General features: G+C 47.3%; 1 protein-coding gene and 2 tRNA genes. 1 reads left to right on the top strand and 2 read right to left on the bottom strand.

The window, feature by feature from the left end; translation table 11 throughout:
* A partial coding sequence (locus M3P05_RS20755; RefSeq protein ID WP_249702059.1) for a hypothetical protein occupies positions 1 to 202 on the top strand: 202 nt, incomplete at its 5' end.
* Here M3P05_RS20755 and M3P05_RS20750 read toward each other — a convergent pair.
* Both M3P05_RS20750 and M3P05_RS20745 read right to left on the bottom strand, forming a co-directional pair.
* Positions 173 to 248: transfer RNA gene (locus M3P05_RS20750), tRNA-Ala, on the bottom strand. The genes M3P05_RS20755 and M3P05_RS20750 overlap by 30 nt on opposite strands.
* A gap of 38 nt (positions 249 to 286) precedes the next feature.
* Positions 287 to 363 (bottom strand) — tRNA-Ile (locus tag M3P05_RS20745).
* Between the last annotated feature and the right edge of the window lie 47 nt (positions 364 to 410).

Below are 410 nucleotides of genomic sequence, written 5' to 3'. Positions count from 1 at the left end.
GGTGCCCTCCAGGGTTGGAGGAAACATCAGAAATCGTCAGGAACGATTTCGATGGTTTTTCGACAAAAAAAAACCAAAATTCAATACAGTTTTCTTTTACAGCAAGAAATATGCATTCAATTTTGATTTCTCATGCTCATTTAAAGAGCGTCGCTTCACAGCGATAGGAAATTGGTGGAGCCTAGCGGGATCGAACCGCTGACCTCCTGCGTGCAAGGCAGGCGCTCTCCCAGCTGAGCTAAGGCCCCATATTGTCCATGAACACTCTCCAACCAGAGGAAGGGAGTGGTGGGTCTGGGCAGATTTGAACTGCCGACCTCACGCTTATCAGGCGTGCGCTCTAACCAACTGAGCTACAGACCCATAGACGTTTGATCTTTCATAATTCAGGCAATTCGTGTGAACACTTA

Source organism: Parendozoicomonas callyspongiae, assembly GCF_023502345.1.
Taxonomy (GTDB): Bacteria; Pseudomonadota; Gammaproteobacteria; order Pseudomonadales; family Endozoicomonadaceae; genus Sansalvadorimonas; species Sansalvadorimonas callyspongiae.
This window is presented reverse-complemented; position numbering and strand designations above follow the sequence as displayed.